Source organism: Mycolicibacterium sp. XJ870 (genome assembly GCF_053483975.1).
Map to the genome: position 1 here is coordinate 925,354 of NZ_JBEFTI010000001.1, position 17,720 is coordinate 943,073.

Here is a 17,720-nt window from a genome sequence, read left to right on the forward strand (position 1 = left end):
GGTACGCGAAGATCGACTGCCGGGGCACGGGAAGCATCCCGGCCGGTTTACCGTTGTGGATACGAGCAACCGGGACCATGAACTGGCCATAAAACTGAGGAGACATGCGGTGTCCGCGAATTTGGATGTGTCGTTACCGCCGCTGGTGGAGCCGGCCGCCGAGCTCACCCGTGAAGAGGTGGAACGCTACAGCCGGCACCTGATCATTCCCGACGTCGGCGTGATCGGGCAGAAACGGCTCAAGAACGCCAAGGTGCTGGTGATCGGCGCGGGCGGGCTCGGCTCACCGACGCTGTTGTACCTGGCCGCGGCCGGGGTGGGCACCATCGGCATCGTCGAGTTCGACGTCGTCGACCAGTCCAACCTGCAGCGTCAGATCATTCACGGCCAGTCCGACATCGGGAAGTCCAAGGCGCTCAGCGCCAAGGAGTCGATCGCCGAGATCAACCCGCTGGTGCAGGTCAACCTGCACGAGTTCCGGCTCGAACCCGACAACGCCGTCGAACTGTTCAGCCAGTACGACCTGATCCTCGACGGCACCGACAACTTCGCGACTCGCTACCTGGTCAACGACGCCGCGGTATTGGCGCACAAGCCGTACGTGTGGGGGTCGATCTACCGGTTCGAGGGCCAGGTCTCGGTGTTCTGGGAGGACGCGCCCGACGGGCTGGGCTTGAACTATCGCGACCTCTATCCCGAGCCGCCGCCACCGGGGATGGTGCCGTCGTGCGCCGAGGGTGGCGTGCTGGGAATCCTGTGCGCGTCGATCGCGTCGGTCATGGGTACCGAGGCGATCAAGCTCATCACCGGCATCGGCGAGCCGCTCCTGGGCCGGCTGATGGTGTACGACGCGCTGGACATGACCTATCGCACCATCCGGATCCGCAAGGATCCGGCGACCCCCAAGATCACCGAGCTGATCGACTACGACGCCTTCTGCGGTGTCATTTCAGACGCAGCTACCGAGGCCGCCCAAGACTCCACCATCACGCCGCGCGAGCTGCAGGACCTGCTGGACTCCGGGAAGCCGTTGGCCTTGATCGACGTCCGGGAGCCGGTCGAGTGGGATATCAATCACATCACCGGCGCCGAGCTCATCCCGAAACCGTCGTTCGAATCGGGCGATGCGTTGGCCAAGCTCGCGGTGGATCGCACGCCGGTGCTGTACTGCAAGACCGGGGTGCGGTCAGCCGAGGTGCTCGCGATCGTCAAGAAGGCCGGATTCTCCGACGCGGTGCATCTGCAGGGCGGCATTGTGGCGTGGGCTCGCCAGCTCGAGCCCGACATGGTCATGTACTGACGGCCCGTTTGCGGGCGCACACCTTAGGCTGAGCTTGTGAGTGTGGAACGCCCGCCGGAACATGTGCTGGCGGCGTTCGGCCTGGCCGGGGTGCGCCCGGTACCGCTCGGCTCGAGCTGGGAGGGTGGCTGGCGCTGCGGGGAAGTCGTGCTGTCGATGGTCGCCGACCACGCCCGCGCGGCGTGGTCGGCCAAGGTTCGCGAGACGTTGTTCGTCGACGGGGTGCGACTGGCCCGGCCGGTACGTTCGACCGACGGACGCTACGTGGTCGCCGGCTGGCGGGCCGACACGTACGTCGCCGGAACACCGGAACCTCGCCACGACGAGGTGGTATCGGCCGCAGTTCGGTTGCACGAGGCCACGGCCAAACTGGAGCGGCCGCGGTTTCTGACTCAGCCTCCGGTCGCCCCGTGGGCCGATGTCGACGTGTTCATCGCCGCCGACCGCGCCGCGTGGGAGGAACGGCCACTGCATTCCCTGCCACCCGGGGCCAGGGTGTCGCCGGGTTCGACCGACACCCAGCGCTCGGTCGAGCTGATCAAGCAGCTGGCCGGACTGCGCCGGCCTACCAAGAGCGCCAGCCAGCTGGTGCACGGCGACCTGTACGGCACAGTGCTTTTCGCCGGTGCCGCGGCTCCGGGCATCACCGACATCACCCCGTACTGGCGTCCGGCGCCGTGGGCCGCCGGGGTCGTGGTGATCGACGCACTGTCCTGGGGCGACGCTGACGACGGGCTCGTCGAACGTTGGGAAGCATTGCCGGAGTGGCCACAGATGTTGTTGCGCGCGTTGATGTTCCGGCTCGCCGTCCATGCCCTGCACCCGCGGTCCACCGCCGCGGCCTTCCCCGGTCTGGCGCGCACCGCCTCGCTGGTGCGCTTGGTGCTCTGATTCGCCGAGCAGCGATCGGGAGGGCTGCGCCATGTGGAGGATGAAAATTGTGCCGAGCGTGCGGGTTTATACGCGACTCGCCGATGCGCCCGGATGAATCCGCACACTCGCGGGTGAGAGACGCGGAGGTCCCCGGGAACGCGCGTTCGCCCCGAACAGGCGCTGCCGGACAAGCCGGACCAGCCGTGGCCACCGATTACCACGGCGGTTGGGTACCGAGCCGCTAAGTGTGCACCTGCTTTTTGCGAGCGTCATCAATTATGGACGGCGATGCCGTAGCACAGTGCCGAGCCGAGAGCGAGCAGCGCCGCCACCGTCTCAGCGCTGCCCGGATCGGCCGTGGGCGAACTCATGGCGGTACTCAGAAAGCCGCACCCTACCGTCGACGGCGAGAACCCCTTCGGCACGCAACCGTTCCAGTTGGCGCGTTGCCAGATGGGCCGCGGGTCGACCCGACGCGGTGATCACTCGATGCCACGGCAGATCGGAGGAGTCGGTCCGCATGATCCAGCCGACGATGCGCGGGCTGGAAAGTGCTGCGGCGTCGGCAATGTCACCATACGTCGCCACCTTTCCGGCAGGGATCGCAGCAACCAGTTCCCGCACCATCTCCACCTGTTCCTCGGTCACCGCCGGCATGGCTACCCCAGCCGTTCCCGAATCAGCGCGGCCGTGTCGGCGGGCTTTGCCCCTGGCACCATGTGGTCGCAATCCCAGTCCAGCAGCGTGAAATCCGGACCAAGGTGCTCGGCGAGCCCCTCGATCAACGTGTCGTGCGCATACGGTGGGCTGGTCCGGGTCGCACGCACCAGCGTGGTCGGGGTTCCCATGCGCGGCAAGGTAACCGGCCTGGTGAGCTCACTCCAGTACGACATCATCGCCGGAATGCTGATGCGCCATCCGCAGCGACCGCCGGGCAGCTGGACCAGATGTTCGTCGAGTTCGCGGTCCAGCTCGGCAGGCTCCACCTCGCCCCACGAGCCGTTGACCTTCTCCAAGCGTGCCTCGTCGCGGTCGGGGTAGTCAGGGTCGGCCAGCATGTCGTCGGCAATATCCCGCATCCAGCCGCCGTCGAGTGCCACCGCCGGATCCAGCAGGACCAGCCCGGCCACCAGATCCGGATGCGCGGCAGCCAGATTCAGTGCGACCGCGCCGCCGAACGAATGGCCGACCACGAGCGTAGGGCCGTCGAGCAGCGCGGCCAGCGCCGCCACATTGGCATCCAGCGTCCACGGCGCCGCCCACGGCGAGCGGCCGTGCCCGATGAGATCCGGCGCCGCGATCGAGAACTCGGGCAGGTGCCGGTTGGCCAGCGTCTGCCAGCGCTGACCGTGACCGGTGAGCCCGTGGATCAGTAGCAGCTGAGCCGGTCCATCCGGGCCGTAGCGGTGCACATGCAAGTCCGTCACGAGTCGATCGTAAGGGCGGCCGGATGACGGTGACGCAGCCCCGTCGCTCCGCTACTTGTCGGGCCCTCGCTCCAATCCGCTCCGCTACTTGTCGGGCCACTCGCTCCAATCCGCTCCGCTACTTGTCGGACCCCTCTGGTGTCATGCATGTCATGTCCGCACCGCACACGACAGCATCACCGACCGTGCCGATCCCGTCCGACGCGCGCGGGATCATGCGCGTGCTGGGCGGCCCGGGCACGGGTAAGAGCTCCCTGCTGGTGAACACTGCCGTCGAGCACATCGTCGCGGGCACCGACCCGGAGTCGGTTCTGCTGTTGACCGGTTCGGCCCGGCTGCGGGCAGCCGCCAGGGCCGCGGTCACGGCACGGCTGTTGAGTGCCGGGGACCAAGGTGTCGTGCGGGAGCCGCTGGTGCGCACCGTGCACTCGTACGCGTTCGCGGTACTGCGGCTGGCCGCCCAGCGCAACGGGGATCCGCCGCCGCGACTGATCACCAGTGCCGAGCAGGACGGCATCATCCGCGAGCTGCTGGCCGGTGATCTTCAGGACGGTCCGGATTCGCCGGTGGGCTGGCCGGAGCAGCTGTGGCCTGCGCTGAGCACCGCGGGGTTCGCCACCGAGCTGCGCGACCTGATGGCGCGCTGCACCGAGCGCGGGGTGGATCCGCTTGCGCTGCAACGGCTGGGCCGTTCCTCGGGGCGTCCGGAGTGGCTGGCCGCCGGGCGGTTCGCGCAGACCTACGAGCAGATCATGTTGCTGCGGTCGGCGGTCGGGATGGCCGCCCCGCAGGCGACCGTCCCCGCGCTGGGCGCCGCCGAGTTGGTCGGTGCGGCTCTGGAGGCATTCGGCACCGACGCCGACTTGCTGGCCTCCGAACGCGCGCGGATCAAGTTGCTGTTGGTCGACGACGCGCAGCACCTCGACCCGCAGGCCGCCCTGCTGGTGCGGGTGCTGGCCGCCGGCGCCGGGCTCACCGTCATCGCGGGGGATCCCGACCAGTCCGTATTCGGCTACCGCGGTGCCGATCCCGCGCTGTTGCGCGGCTGGGGCAATTCTGGCACCCCTCCCGCCATCACCCTCACCGAATCGCACCGTTGCGCACCGGCTGTGGCATCGGCCATCTCGGGGGTTGCGCAACGCCTGCCGGGGGTCAGCGCCACTCGGCAGCTGGCTGGCAAGCCGGAGACCGACGGCAAGGTTATGGTGCAGCTGGCGGCGTCGCCGCACGCCGAGGGTGCGTTGATCGCCGATGCGTTGCGCCGCGCACATCTGATGGACGGACTGCCATGGTCGCAGATGGCCGTCATCGTGCGGTCGGTGCCGCGCGCAGGCGCGGCACTGGCCCGGGCCCTGACCGCGGCGGGAGTTCCTGTGCGGGAGCGGGGAACCGGAACCCCGGCGGCGCAGCAGCCCGCGGTTGACGCGCTACTGACGGTGCTGACGGCGACTGCCGCCGGCGGCTTGGACGCCGACAGTGCGTTGCGGTTGCTCACCGGGCCCATGGGCCGGGTCGACCCGGTGACGCTGCGTCAGCTGCGGCGGGCGCTGCGGCGCGCAGACGGCTCCCAGCCACCGCGCGATTTCGGGGATCTGCTGACCGCCGCGATCCACGCCGACCCGAAGGGCTTGTCCGCCGAGCAGTTACGGCCGTTGCGGCGGCTGCGGGCGGTGCTGGCTGCGGCGGCCCGCAGTCAGGCCGAAGGGGCCGATCCGCGCTACACGCTCTGGCAGGCCTGGCACGCCAGTGGGCTGCAGCGCCGATGGCTGGCGGCAAGCGAGCGCGGGGGGAGTGCCGGCGCGCAGGCAGAGCGCGACCTGGATGCGGTGACCGCGCTGTTCGATATCGCCGACCAGTACGTGAACCGCACGGCGGGTGCCTCGTTGCGCGGACTCGTCGACCATGTGACGCGGCTGGGCGCACCGGCGTCGCAGACCGACGAGAAGTCGCAGGACGCAGTCGCGGTGCTCAGCGCACATGCCGCGCTCGGCGGCGAATGGGACTTCGTGGTGATCGCCGGCATGCAGGAAGGATTGTGGCCCAACGTGATTCCACGCGGCGGCGTGCTGGACACCCAACACCTGGTGGACGTGCTCGACGGTGTTGCGGCCGTAGCCGACCGGTCCGTGTCGACGAGAGCGCCGTTGCTCGCCGAGGAGCGGCGGCTGTTGATGGCCGCGATGGGCCGGGCCAGGACCCGGCTGCTGGTCACCGCGGTTGACAGCGAAGCAGGTGACGAGTCGCTGCTGCCCTCGCCGTTCTTCGCCGAGTTGGCGTCGCTGGCCACCGAACCGGTCGTGCAGCCGCCGCTGATCGCGCCGCGGGTCTTGGCGCCGTCAGCTATGGTCGGCAGGTTGCGGGCAGTGGTGTGCGCACCCGAAGGTGCGGTCGACGAGGAGTCTCGTGCCTGTGCCGCAACACAACTGGCCCGGCTGGCGGAGGCCGGGATACCCGGTGCGGATCCGACGCACTGGCACGCCATGACGCCGTTGTCCACCGACGAGCCGCTGTGGTCGGATGCCGATCAGACCGTGACGTTGTCGCCGTCGACGGTGCAGATGCTCACCGACTGCCCGCTGCGCTGGCTGCTGGAACGCCACGGCGGCAGCGACGGGCGTGACGTGCGGTCCACAGTGGGGTCGCTGCTGCATGCGCTGGTGGCCGATGCAGGCAAGACCGAGAGCCAGCTGCTCAACGACCTGGAAAAGGTATGGGAGCAGCTGCCTTTCAACGCACAGTGGTATTCGGACAACGAGCTGGTGCGTCACCGCGCCATGCTTGAGACGTTCAGCCGATGGCGTGCGGACACCCGGCACGAGCTCACCGAGGTCGGCACCGAGGTCGACGTCGAGGGTGTTGTCGTGGAGCCGGCAGAGGGCACGCCGGGGGTGCGGGTGCGGGGCCGGCTGGACCGGTTGGAACGCGATCAGGCCGGGCGGCTGGTGGTGGTCGACCTCAAGACTGGCAAGAGCCCGGTGACCAAGGACGATGCGCAGAACCATGCGCAGCTGGCCATGTACCAGCTCGCCGTCGCCGCCGGCCTGATACCGGACGGGGACGAGCCGGGCGGCGGACGCTTGGTGTACCTGGGCAAAGCGGGCGCAGGTGGCGCGACCGAACGTGAGCAGGACCCGCTCACCCCCGCGGCCGGCGCCGACTGGCGTGACACGGTCGGTCGCGCGGCGGCAGCCACCGCTGGTCCGCAGTTCCTCGCCCGGGTGAACGACAACTGCTCGAACTGCCCGGTGCGGTCCAGCTGCCCGGCCCAGTCCGGTGGGGATCGATCATGACGATGGTTGCCTCCGCAACGGCGAAGTACAGCCCGGCCGAATTGTCCGCGGCGCTGGGCCTGTTCCCGCCCACCGACGAGCAGGCGGCGGTGATCGCGGCACCGCCCGGACCGCTGGTGGTGATCGCCGGCGCCGGTGCGGGCAAAACCGAGACGATGGCCGCCCGGGTGGTCTGGTTGGTGGCCAACGGTTATGCCACACCGTCGCAGGTGCTCGGTCTGACATTCACCCGTAAAGCGGCCGGGCAACTGCTGCGCCGGGTTCGCACCAGGCTGGCCAGGCTGGCCGGTGCGGGCCTGGAGCCGTCATCCGGCGGCGCCGACGATGTGGCTGAGTCGGCAACAGTGAGTACCTATCATGCCTTCGCCGGCACCCTGCTGCGTGAGTACGGACTGCTGCTGCCGGTCGAGCCGGACACCCGTCTGCTCAGCGAAACCGAACTGTGGCAGTTGGCATTCGACGTGGTGTGTGCGCATCCGGGCCAACTCGACACCGACAAGACACCGGCAGCCGTCACCGCCATGGTGCTGCGGCTGTCCGGCGCGCTGGCGGAGCATCTGGTCGACACCGATCAGCTCCGTGACACCCACGTCGAACTGGAACGGCTTGTGCACACCCTGCCCGCCGGGCCGTACCAACGCGACCGCGGGCCCAGCCAGTGGCTGCTACGGATGCTGGCTACGCAGACCGAACGCACCGAACTGGTCCCGCTGATCGATGCACTGCATCAGCGCATGCGCACCGACAAGGTGATGGACTTCGGGATGCAGATGGCGGCCGCGGCCCAGCTGGCATCGCGCTTCCCCCAGGTCGGTGAGCAGCTGCGGCAGCGGTACCGGGTGGTGTTGCTCGACGAGTACCAGGACACCGGCCATGCCCAACGAGTGGCGCTGTCCGCCTTGTTCGGTGGTGGCGCGGATGACGGTTTGGCGCTGACCGCGGTGGGCGATCCGATTCAATCGATCTACGGCTGGCGCGGTGCGTCGGCGACCAACCTGCCGCGGTTCACCACCGATTTCCCGTACTCCGACGGCACCGCAGCGCCGTCGCTGGAGTTGCGGACGAGTTGGCGAAATCCGCCGAGCACCCTGCATGTCGCCAACGCCGTGTCGGCCGAGGCGCGCCGACGCTCGGTGGCGGTGCGGGCCCTTCGCCCCCGGCCCGATGCCGATCCGGGCACCATCCGGTGCGCACTGCTGTCCGACGTGGCCGCCGAACGGGATTGGGTGGCAGATCATTTGGCGCAGAGATACCACGCTGCGATCGAGGGTGGCATCGCCGTCCCCACCGCGGCCGTGCTGGTGCGCCGCAACGCCGACGCCGGGCCGATAGCCGATGCCCTCACTGCCCGGGGGGTGCCGGTCGAGGTGGTCGGCGTGGCCGGGCTGTTGGCGGTGACCGAGGTGGCCGACCTGGTCGCGATGCTGCGGCTCGTGGCAGATCCCACCGCTGGGTCGGCAGTCATGCGCATTCTCACCGGGCCGCGCTGGCGGTTCGGCGCCCGAGACATCGCAGCCTTGTGGCGTCGCGCGGTGGAACTCGACGATCGGCCTGCGGGCGAATTGAGCACCGCCGACATCGTCGCGCAGGCAGCGCCGGATGCAGATTCCGCGTGCCTGGCCGACGCCATCTGCGATCCTGGTGCGGCCGAACGGTATTCGCCTATCGGGCATCAGCGGATCGTGGCGCTGAGCCGCGAGCTGACCATGTTGCGCGCGCACCTGAGCCATCCGCTGCCCGAGTTGGTCGCCGAAGTCCGGCGGGTACTCGGGCTGGATGCCGAGGCGCGGGCAGCACGACCGGTGGCGGCGGGCTGGGCCGGCACTGAGCATCTGGACCGGTTCTGCGATCTGGTGGCCGATTTCTCGAACCGACCGGGGGCAACGGTTCCGGCGCTGCTGGCCTACCTCGATGCCGCGATGGAGGTCGAGAATGGGCTGGCACCTGCCGAATTGACGGTTTCCCCGGGCCGGGTGCAGATCCTGACCGTGCACGCCGCCAAGGGGCTGGAGTGGCAAGTGGTGGCGGTGCCGCACCTGAGCGCACGGGTGTTCCCCTCGACGGCGTCCGCCCGGACGTGGCTCACCGATGCCGGCGATCTGCCACCGCTGCTGCGCGGAGACCGCGCCACCGTCTCCGAAATCGGCGTTCCGGTGCTCGACACGTCGGATGTCAACGATCGGAAGATCTTGTCGGACAAGATTTCCGACCATAAGCGCAGCCTCGACCAGCGTCGGGTCGACGAGGAGCGCCGGCTGCTGTACGTGGCGATCACGCGGGCCGAGGACACCCTGCTGCTGTCCGGTCACCATTGGGGTGCCACCGGGAGCAAACCGCGGGGACCGTCGGAGTTTCTGTGCGAGCTCAAGGCCATCATCAAGGAGGCGGCGGCCGACGGCATACCCTGCGGCGAGATCGAGCAGTGGGCGCCAGACCCTGCGCCGGGCGAGGTTAACCCGTTGCGGGACAACGCCGTAGAAGCACAGTGGCCGGCGGTGACCGCGAGCGGCAGCGATGTTCACCGCGGTGCGGATCTGGTGACGCGGGCGATCTCCGGTGAGCTCCCCGCGGCAGCCGACCGGGAAGGCTGGTCCGACGACGTCGACGCGCTGTTGGCCGAACGTGACCGCCCTTCGCAGCCGGTTGCGGTTGAACTGCCGGGACAACTGTCAGTCAGCACTCTGGTGGAGCTGAGCCGTGACCCGCAGGCCGCGTATGACCGCATGCGCCTGCGGGTGCCGCAACGTCCCGACCCGCACGCCCTGCTGGGCACCGCATTCCACGAGTGGGTTCAGCGGTTCTTCCACGCCGAGCGGTTGTTCGATCTCGACGACCTACCGGGCGCGGTGGACAGTGACAGTGGTCGGGCAAGTGCGGAAGACCTGACCGAACTTCAGGATGCGTTCGTCAGGTCGACGTGGGCGGCGCGCACGCCGATCGAGGTGGAGGTGCCGTTCGACATGGTCATCGGGCAAACCGTGGTGCGCGGCCGCATCGATGCAGTCTTCGCCGGCACGGACGGCACCACCACCGTGGTCGACTGGAAGACCGGCGAACCCCCGGCGACCCCGGAGGCCAAGGAGCAGGCCGCAATTCAGCTCGCGGTGTACCGGCTGGCCTGGGCGGCACTGCGGGGTTGCCCACCGGAATCGGTGCGGGCCGCATTCCACTATGTGCGCTCGGGCCAAACCGTCAGTCCGGAAACCCTTCCCGGCGCTGACGAGCTGGCAGCGCTGCTCGTCACGCCGGCTCAGGAGTTGCGGTAGACCCTCAGCGCGGTGGTGATCATCGGGATCTGCAGGGGTAGCCGGGCGATCGCACCGATGCGCATCGGCCACGGCTTGTCCCACCACAGCCGCACCATGTTGACGTTGCCCGGGAACACTGCGATGAACAGCGCCACCGCGGCGAGCGCACCGGCGCGGCGGGTGCGCGGGGCGGCGAGCAGCGCACCGGTGGCGAGCTCGCCGACACCCGAGGCATACGTGTAGAACCGCGGGCTGCCCGGCAGTTCGGCCGGAATGATCGAGTCGAACGGCTTCGGCGCAACGAAGTGCAACACCCCCATGCCCAGGAGCAGGGCCGCGAGGCGCTGGGCGGTGGGTGCAGCGGAGATCCGCTGAGACGAGGATGCGGTCATGGTTACATTGTGGCGTGCGTCTGCTCGGATCGGTCCCGGCGCCACCCGGGTCCTGGGTGAATAGTTCACGTGGCTAAAGGCAGGCTGCGGCGCCGACTCGCCGCGATTGACCCGAATCTGACCTCTCGGCCGGACGCTGCGCTTGTCGACGTGCTGCGCATTCCGGAGCCGTTCGTCAGCCCGGGGCAACGCATCTTCCGGCGTGTCATCTATGCGCTGACGGCGCTGTTCGCGGCCGTCTTCATCGTGTACTTCGACCGTGACGGCTACCGGGACGCGCAGGACAACCCGTTGTCGTTCCTCGACTGCCTGTACTACGCGACGGTGTCCCTGTCGACGACCGGCTACGGCGATATCACCCCATTCACCCCGGGTGCGCGGCTCGTCAATGTCCTGGTGATCACGCCGTTGCGGGTGGCTTTCCTGATCGTCCTCATCGGTACCACGGTGGAAACACTGACCACTCAGTCGCGGCAGGCGCTGAAGATCCAGCGATGGAGGAGCAGAGTGCGTAACCACACCGTCGTCATCGGATACGGCACCAAGGGCCGCACCGCGGTCGCGGCCATGGTCGGTGACGAGGTCGCCCCGGCCGACATCGTCGTCGTCGACGAGAACGCGACCGCGCTGGAACGTGCCAAGGGTGCCGGGTTGGTCACCGTGCATGGTGACGCCACCAAATCCGACATTCTGCGCCTGGCCAGCGCCCAGCATGCGAAGGCGATCATCGTCGCGACCGATGACGACGCCAGCGCGGTCCTGGTTACCTTGACCGCGCGGGAGTTGGCGCCCAAGGCCAAGATCATCGCCGCCGCGCGGGAAGCCGAGAACCAGCACTTGCTGAGGCAATCAGGGGCGGATTCGACTGTGGTGTCGTCGGAGACCGCGGGTCGGCTGCTCGGCATCGCCACCCAGACGCCCAGTGTGGTGGAGATGATGGAAGACCTGCTGACGCCCGACGCTGGGTTCGCCATCGCCGAGCGCGAGGTAACCCCGAAGGAGGAGGGGGGCTCGCCGCGGCACCTGCACGACATCGTGCTGGGCGTGGTGCGCAGCGGCAGGCTGTGCAGGGTGGATGCACCGGAGGTCGATGCCCTGGAGTCCGGTGACCGGCTGCTGTACATCCGCAGCGCGGATGCCGAGCGATGACCGGCTTCCGGTTACGCAACGTCCCGCTGCTGTCCCGGATCGGCGCTGACCGCGCCGATAACCTGCGCACCGACGTCGACGCCGCATTGGCCGGCTGGCCGGATGCCCTGCTCCTGCGGATGGACCAGCGCAACCAGGTGCTGATCTCCGGGGGCCGGGTGGTGCTCGGGAAGGCCGCAAGCCTGGGCGACAAGCCGCCGGAGCACGCCGTGTTCTTGGGGAGGCTGCAGGACGGCACGCATGTCTGGGGCGTTCGCGCCGCGCTGGAAGGTCCCGAGGATCCCCGTACCGAAATCGAGGTGCTGGATCTGCGCCGGGCCGGCCAGGTTCTCGACGACACGAGTGCTCAACTGGTGGCCACGGCCACCGCGCTGCTGAATTGGCACGACAACGCCCGGTTCAGCGCGGTCGACGGGGCGGCGACGAAGCCGATCAGGGGTGGCTGGTCGCGGGTCAACGCCGCCAACGGTCATGAGGAGTTTCCCCGCATCGACCCCGCAGTGATCTGCCTGGTGCACGACGGACACGACCGTGCCGTGCTGGCCCGCCAGACGGTATGGCCCGAGCGGTTGTTCTCGATCCTGGCCGGGTTCGTCGAAGCCGGCGAGTCCTTCGAATCCTGTGTTGTGCGCGAGATCGCCGAGGAGATCGGCCTGACCGTCAGCGACGTGCAGTACCTGGGCAGTCAGCCCTGGCCTTTCCCGCGGTCGCTCATGGTCGGTTTCCACGCCATCGCGGACCCGGAGCAGCCGTTCTCGTTCAACGACGGTGAGATCGCCGAGGCGGAATGGTTCACCCGGGCCGAGATCCGCGAAGCACTCCGGCATGGCGATTGGAGTAGCGAGTCGCCCTCGCGGTTATTACTGCCGGGGTCGATCTCCATTGCCCGCGAGATCATCGAATCCTGGGTCGCGCTCGACTGATTTGTCTGCTCGCCGGGAGAACTAGGCCAGTTTCGCCTTGACCTGCTTGATGCTCGGGTTGGTCAGCGTCGACCCGTCGGCGAACTTGACCGTCGGCACGACGTGGTTGCCACCGTTCACCGAACCGACGAACTCGGCGGCTGCCGGATCGGCCTCGATGTCGACCTCGGTCCACGCGATGCCTTCGGCCTTCAGCGCGGTCTTGAGCCGGGCACAGTAGCCGCACCATGTCGTGGTGTACATGGTCAGCGCGGTCGATGTAGCACTCATAGTCTCCACAACGTAGCTCAGCGTTCGGATATGCCGGTACCGCGGTCAACCCGTCTCGCGTGCCGACCAAAGGCGTTCGCCGTCCTGCAGGATCGCGGCCAGTTCGTCGCGACGTGCGGAAATCTCCTCGTGCGTGGAGATGATGCCGACGGCGGCCACCGTCTTGTCCTTTTCGCGCACGGCGATGGAAATGCCGTCCCCGCGTTCGGAGGCGTTGGGGGCGGCGCAGATTCCGCTCTGTTGGATGTGGGGCAGGTCGGCGAAGAATCGGTCGATCAACGGGCGTTCGTCGTCCTCGACACCGCGCAGGTAGGCCCACTGGTCGCGTTGGTCCATGCCGGCCAACAGCACCCAGCCTGCCGAGGTGCGGATCAGTGAGCGCTGCACGTAGTTCTCTGCCAGGTATGCGAACCGGGGATCCGCCGAGCAGTAGTCCACGTAGAAGATGTTGGGCCCCACGGCAATCGACAGAACGGTCGTCAGCCCCGACTGTTCGTGGATGGCCTGGAGATCAGCATGGGTGACGGTGGAGGCCGGCTGACGGCCCGCCAGGCGGTTGAGCAGGTACGGCGCGCTACCCAGCACGTAGCGGCGGTTGTGCTCATCGAGATAACCCGTGGCGACCAGGCCGTTCACCAGGCCCTGTACCGAACTGACCGGCGCATCAAGCTCTTTGGCGATCTCGCTGAGGGTTGTGCCGTCATGCGAGCGGGCGATGAACTCCAGGATCTGCGCGATGCGGTCGACGGTGCGGTGCCGGGCGCGCGGTTTGGCGTTTGACGGCGGTGTCACGGCGGACCTCTCGCAGCTCGGTCGTATACAGATATACGTAAAACTATCCGTTATTGCGTAAACTGGCAACAGCTGCCATAGTCGATCCGCTGCCCGCGCGACACATTCAGAGGAGGCGTCGATGCACATCACACCGGGTGCTCTTGCCGGTCTGGGTGTGATCGATCTGGCGACGGTGATCATGGGTCCCTTCGCGACCGCGACGCTGGCCGACGGCTGGATCTGCATCATGCCGTACTCCGCGCAGAACTGGCGGGACTTCTTCGCGGCGGCCGGCCGCCCCGAACTGGTCGACAATCCGCGCTACGCCACCGTCGACTACCGGCATCGGCACATGGGCGAGCTTCTGACAGCGGTTCGCGAGGCGCCGCCGCAGCGCACCACCGCGGAATGGCTGAAACTATGTGAGTCGCACAGTATTCCGGCATCCGACCTGCTGGATCTCGCCGACGGGCTCAACAACGACTACGTGGCAGGCCAGGAACTGCTAGCCAAGCGGACCCACCCCACTGAGGGGGAGTATTACGCCACCCGGACGCCGTTCACGATGTCGCGCCCCCCGGTGTCCCTGCATCGTCATGCCCCGCTGTTGGGGCAGGACACCGCTGAAGTGCTTGCCGGCCTGGGTTATCCGGACGACGACATCGCCGTGTTGGCTGAATCCGGTGTCACGAGAGCTACGTCGATGGCGACTCGGTGAACGGAGTGGATATGACGAGGCTGGTGCCGGCGGTAGCCGGAGATCCGCATGATATGGACGCATTACGTTTGGAAGTACGGCAATTCGTTGCCGAACAGCAACAGGCGGGCAGGATCGGGCGTTCCGCCGACAGCTGGCTGACCGGCTGGGACGAGGATTTCAGTCGCGCCCTTGCCGCCCGCGGCTGGCTGGGCATGACCGTGCCGGTGGAGTACGGGGGACACGGCCGCAGCCATCAGGAACGCTTCGTGGTCACCGAAGAACTGCTCGCAGCAGGCGCACCTGTGGGGGCGCACTGGATCGCCGATCGGCAGATCGTGCCGTCGCTGCTGAAGTACGGCACCGAGGTGCAGAAGCGAAAGTTCCTGCCCGCCATCGCCAACGGCGAGTGTTACTTCGGAATCGGAATGAGTGAGCCGGACTCCGGCTCGGACCTGGCCAGCGTGCGTACTCGAGCGGAACGGGTCGACGGCGGCTGGAAGGTGACCGGCACCAAGGTATGGACCTCGGGTGCCCACCTTGCGCACGCCTTCATCTGTCTGGCCCGCACTGCGCCTGTCGATCCGGCCCATCGGCACGAGGGGTTGAGCCAGTTCATCGTGGACCTGCGCGCCGAGGGCGTCGACATCAGGCCCATCATCTCGATGAACGGCAAACATCACTTCAACGAGGTCATCCTCGACGAGGTGATGGTGCCCGACGACATGGTGTTCGGCACCATCGGCGGTGGCTGGCAGCAGGTGACCTCGGAGCTGAGCTTCGAACGCAGTGGCCCCGAACGCTTTTTGTCCACCTTCCCGCTATTGGCCGACGTCGCCGAACACATGCGGGCCTGCGCGCTGCCGCGACACACCGACCTCGGCCGCTATGTCGCCCGCATCACCGGCCTGCACCTCATGTCGGCCGCGGTCGCCGGTGCACTTCAGCGGCACGAACCAGCCGACACCGCGGCCGCTGTCGTCAAAGTGCTCGGTACCTCCACCGAGGGCGACATCGCTGATTTCGCTGACCTTCTCGGCGAGGTGGACGACGACGAGGAGTACAGGGCGATGCTCGCCGATGCCGTCGTGCAACGCCCCGGGTTCACGCTGCGCGGCGGCACCAACGAGGTTCTGCGTGGTGTGGTTGCGCGGGGATTGGGGTTGCGCTGATGGCTATTCGGACCGTCGACGCTGAACTGGCCAACATGATGTCTGCGGTGTTCGCCGCGCACCGCGAACACCACGAGCCGGGTGAAGGACTGGACGAATTATGGTCCCAGCTGGGCGAACTCGGCCTGGTGCGACTCACCGGATCCGAGGAGTCCGGCGGCAGCGGCGCGGGTTGGGCCGAGGCCGCTGAACTGATTCGAGCGGCGGCCTGGCACGGTGTGAGCGTGCCGCTGGCCGAACACGATCTGTTGGCCTGCTGGCTGCTGGAGGTCGCCGGTCTGCCCGTGGACGAGGCACGGCGGACCGCCTGCCTGATCGGCAGCGACGGGGTGGCCCGCGGAGTGCCTTGGGCGACAACATCGCAACGTGTCGTGGTCATCTGGCGCGACGACACCACCTACCGGGTAGCTGATGTCGAGACCGCGACGCTGTCGGTCACCGCGGGCAGCAATGGTGCGGGCGAACCTCGCAGCAGGGTTTCTGTCGATGTCTCCATGCTGGACGGATCCCCGGTGCCCGACGCGGTGATCGGGCAGTGGCAATTGCGTGCGGCACTGGTGCGGGCAATCCAGGTGTGCGCCGTGCTCGACCGGATACTCGCCATGTCGGTGGCGCACACGACCGAGCGCACCCAGTTCGGCAGGCCGTTGGGCAAGTTCCAGGCCGTGCAGAACCTGGTCGCCGACATTGCCGCCGAGTCGGCGCTGGCGCGTGCCGCCACCGACGGCGCATTGGCCGAGGCGCTGCGCAGCGACTGGGCTTCGGAACCAGTGGATTTCCTTGTGGCCGCGGCCCGGTCGTGCGTAGGGCATGCTGCGTCGGTCGTGGTGCGTAACGCCCACCAGGTGCACGGTGCCATCGGCACCACCCGCGAACACCGCCTGCACGAGTACACCAAGCCGGCACTGTCCTGGCGTTCGGAGTACGGATCGGTCCAGCACTGGGACGACAAGCTCACCGGGTACGCCACCGCTGCGGGTGCCGACGGGTTGTGGTCCTTGGTCACCGCGACCACCGACTAGTTTCGAGGGTGACAGCGAGGAGGACGCCATGAAGTTGACGGCCGAAGAAGAGACCATCGTCCAAACCGTCCGCGACTTCGTGGATAAGCAGGTCAAGCCGGTCGTTCGGGACCTCGAGCACGCCAACACCTATCCCGAAGAGCTGATCGACACCATGAAGGAGATCGGTATCTTCGGGCTGGCCATCCCCGAGCCCTATGGGTTCGGGGCCGTGTCGATGCCGTGCTATGTGCAGGTCGCCGAGGAACTGGCCCGCGGCTGGATGAGCCTGGCCGGCGCAATGGGCGGGCACACCGTGGTGTCCAAGCTGCTCCTTCTGTTCGGGACCGACGAGCAGAAGCAGAAGTACCTGCCGCGCATGGCTACCGGTGAATTGCGGGCGACGATGGCCCTCACCGAACCCGGCGGTGGATCGGATCTGCAGGCCATGCGCACGGTCGCCCACAATGCCGGTGATGAGTACGTGATCAACGGCAGCAAGACGTGGATCTCCAATGCCCGGCGCTCGGATGTCGTTGCGCTGCTGTGCAAGACGGATGCAGCCGCCGAGCCTCCATACAAGGGGGTGTCGATCCTGCTGGTCGAGAAGGTGCCAGGTTTCGAGGTCTCCAAGGATCTGCCCAAGCTGGGCTACAAGGGTGTGGAGAGCTGCGAGCTCAATTTCGTCGACTGCCGTGTGCCCTCGGATGCGTTGTTGGGCACAGAGGAGGGTCGCGGCTTCGCGCAGATGATGAAAGGCCTTGAGGTGGGCCGGTTGCAGGTGGCCGCCCGGGCTACCGGGGTGGCACGCGCGGCGTTCGAGGACGCCCTGCGGTATGCGCAGGACCGAGAGAGCTTCGGCAAGCCCATCTGGCAGCACCAGTCGGTGGGAAACATGTTGGCGGACATGGGAACCAAGTTGTATGCGGCTCGCTCACTGCTGCTCAGCGCGGCCGAGAAGTTCGACGCGGGGGAGCGCTGCGACATGGAGGCCGGCATGGCCAAGCTGTTCGCCTCCGAGACCGCGATGCAGATCGCCCTGGACGCGGTGCGGGTGCACGGGGGCTATGGCTACTCCACCGAGTACGACGTCGAGCGCTATTTCCGTGACGCCCCGCTGATGATCGTGGGGGAGGGCACCAACGAGATCCAGCGCAACGTCATCGCCAAACAACTCGTGGCGCGCGGCGGGCTGGACATCTGA

Annotated in this window: 15 protein-coding genes; 10 read left to right on the forward strand and 5 right to left on the reverse strand. The window is 67.8% G+C overall.

The window, feature by feature from the left end; translation table 11 throughout:
* The first annotated feature begins 121 nt into the window (after positions 1-121).
* Together moeZ and ABQF30_RS04735 are read left to right on the forward strand one after the other, a co-directional pair.
* The gene (gene moeZ / locus ABQF30_RS04730) at positions 122-1,300 is read left to right on the forward strand and encodes an adenylyltransferase/sulfurtransferase MoeZ (RefSeq protein WP_448463456.1); all 1,179 of its coding nucleotides are present in this window, start codon (positions 122-124) and stop codon (positions 1,298-1,300) included.
* 36 nt (positions 1,301-1,336) lie between these two features.
* Positions 1,337-2,191: a TIGR02569 family protein gene (locus tag ABQF30_RS04735; RefSeq protein WP_448461496.1), complete on the forward strand. Its 855-nt coding sequence runs from the start codon at positions 1,337-1,339 to the stop codon at positions 2,189-2,191.
* 318 nt (positions 2,192-2,509) lie between these two features.
* Here ABQF30_RS04735 and ABQF30_RS04740 read toward each other — a convergent pair whose 3' ends face one another.
* Both ABQF30_RS04740 and ABQF30_RS04745 read right to left on the reverse strand, forming a co-directional pair.
* Entirely contained in the window at positions 2,510-2,830 is a 321-nt protein-coding gene (locus ABQF30_RS04740) for an MGMT family protein (RefSeq protein ID WP_448461498.1), read from the reverse strand.
* A gap of 2 nt (positions 2,831-2,832) precedes the next feature.
* The gene (locus ABQF30_RS04745; protein ID WP_448461500.1) at positions 2,833-3,600 is read right to left on the reverse strand and encodes an alpha/beta hydrolase; all 768 of its coding nucleotides are present in this window, start codon (positions 3,598-3,600) and stop codon (positions 2,833-2,835) included.
* Positions 3,601-3,752: 152 nt separating this feature from the next.
* Between ABQF30_RS04745 and ABQF30_RS04750 the strand changes: the two genes are divergently transcribed.
* Both ABQF30_RS04750 and ABQF30_RS04755 read left to right on the forward strand, forming a co-directional pair.
* Entirely contained in the window at positions 3,753-6,890 is a 3,138-nt protein-coding gene (locus ABQF30_RS04750) for an ATP-dependent helicase (protein ID WP_448461502.1), read from the forward strand.
* Positions 6,887-10,156 (forward strand): ATP-dependent helicase, encoded by a 3,270-nt coding sequence (locus ABQF30_RS04755; RefSeq protein ID WP_448461504.1) that lies wholly within the window; start codon positions 6,887-6,889, stop codon positions 10,154-10,156. The genes ABQF30_RS04750 and ABQF30_RS04755 overlap by 4 nt, the downstream gene beginning before the upstream one ends.
* Here the strand turns inward: ABQF30_RS04755 and ABQF30_RS04760 are convergent.
* Complete coding sequence (locus ABQF30_RS04760) at positions 10,141-10,530, reverse strand: DoxX family protein (RefSeq protein ID WP_448461506.1); 390 nt, start codon at positions 10,528-10,530, stop codon at positions 10,141-10,143. The two genes, ABQF30_RS04755 and ABQF30_RS04760, sit on opposite strands and share 16 nt — an antisense overlap.
* Before the next feature lie 69 nt (positions 10,531-10,599).
* Between ABQF30_RS04760 and ABQF30_RS04765 the strand changes: the two genes are divergently transcribed.
* The gene (locus ABQF30_RS04765; RefSeq protein WP_448461508.1) at positions 10,600-11,679 is read left to right on the forward strand and encodes a potassium channel family protein; all 1,080 of its coding nucleotides are present in this window, start codon (positions 10,600-10,602) and stop codon (positions 11,677-11,679) included.
* Positions 11,676-12,602 (forward strand): NAD(+) diphosphatase, encoded by a 927-nt coding sequence (gene nudC / locus ABQF30_RS04770; RefSeq protein ID WP_448461510.1) that lies wholly within the window; start codon positions 11,676-11,678, stop codon positions 12,600-12,602. Before ABQF30_RS04765 ends, nudC begins: the two co-directional genes overlap by 4 nt.
* 21 nt (positions 12,603-12,623) lie before the next feature.
* On the opposite strand, the gene mrx1 is transcribed toward nudC, so the two are convergent.
* The gene (gene mrx1 / locus ABQF30_RS04775) at positions 12,624-12,872 is read right to left on the reverse strand and encodes a mycoredoxin Mrx1 (protein WP_448461512.1); all 249 of its coding nucleotides are present in this window, start codon (positions 12,870-12,872) and stop codon (positions 12,624-12,626) included.
* A gap of 45 nt (positions 12,873-12,917) precedes the next feature.
* A complete protein-coding gene (locus ABQF30_RS04780) occupies positions 12,918-13,664 on the reverse strand; it encodes an IclR family transcriptional regulator (protein WP_448461513.1) in 747 nt (248 codons plus the stop codon).
* A 121-nt stretch (positions 13,665-13,785) separates the two neighbouring features.
* Here ABQF30_RS04780 and ABQF30_RS04785 point away from each other — a divergent pair, with 121 nt between their 5' ends.
* From ABQF30_RS04785 to ABQF30_RS04800, 4 genes are read left to right on the forward strand one after another with little or no spacing between them, the layout of a single operon-like run.
* Positions 13,786-14,364: a CoA transferase gene (locus ABQF30_RS04785; protein ID WP_448461514.1), complete on the forward strand. Its 579-nt coding sequence runs from the start codon at positions 13,786-13,788 to the stop codon at positions 14,362-14,364.
* Positions 14,365-14,375: 11 nt separating this feature from the next.
* Complete coding sequence (locus ABQF30_RS04790) at positions 14,376-15,515, forward strand: acyl-CoA dehydrogenase family protein (RefSeq protein ID WP_448461516.1); 1,140 nt, start codon at positions 14,376-14,378, stop codon at positions 15,513-15,515.
* On the forward strand, positions 15,512-16,537 hold the full coding sequence (locus ABQF30_RS04795; RefSeq protein WP_448463458.1) for an acyl-CoA dehydrogenase family protein: 1,026 nt from the start codon (positions 15,512-15,514) through the stop codon (positions 16,535-16,537). Before ABQF30_RS04790 ends, ABQF30_RS04795 begins: the two co-directional genes overlap by 4 nt.
* A 28-nt stretch (positions 16,538-16,565) precedes the next feature.
* Positions 16,566-17,720 (forward strand): acyl-CoA dehydrogenase family protein, encoded by a 1,155-nt coding sequence (locus tag ABQF30_RS04800; protein WP_448461518.1) that lies wholly within the window; start codon positions 16,566-16,568, stop codon positions 17,718-17,720.